The 513-nt window shown below is 47.2% G+C and carries 1 pseudogene; it reads right to left on the reverse strand.

The window, feature by feature from the left end:
* Nucleotides 1-513, reverse strand: a pseudogene (locus R8N47_RS28495) (SgrR family transcriptional regulator); the annotation flags it as partial.

Genomic DNA, 513 nt, shown 5'->3' on the forward strand with positions numbered 1-513 from the left:
CACCAAGCCAGCAATGGAACATTGGAATAACCTGGCAGCTTTTCACTAACTGCCTTCCTAATTCGCGAGCAGGAAAGTCGGCGTGAATGCCTGCACGCCATTGATCGACTAATGTCGCCCATTCTGAAAAATCGTAACCCGCGCTGAATTTTTCGATGTCGCTGTAATCAAGTAGCCAACCCGCTAAGGCATCGTTGCGATTGGTCGCAATACCCATTGCTTTTACCCAAACGTCGACTTCTTCTGGATTTGGCGGCTGCGTATCGTAGCGAATAAACTCGACATCGACACTGTGCGGTTTGAGCAAGTGTTTAATTGCTTTGGCAATGACAGGAAACATCGGATGTTTTTTCTGATAAGCGACGGTAATCGATTTACCTTGTTGCGGGACTTCACCCACTGATGTCGGCCTTAAGTCAATCCACCCCGGTTTTAAACCAAATGCTTGCAGTACACCCAGTTCAATCACTTTATCTTGGGGAACGTGCGCGTAGATTTGATGGCTATTTAGTG

The organism is Vibrio sp. 2132-1 (assembly GCF_033344315.1).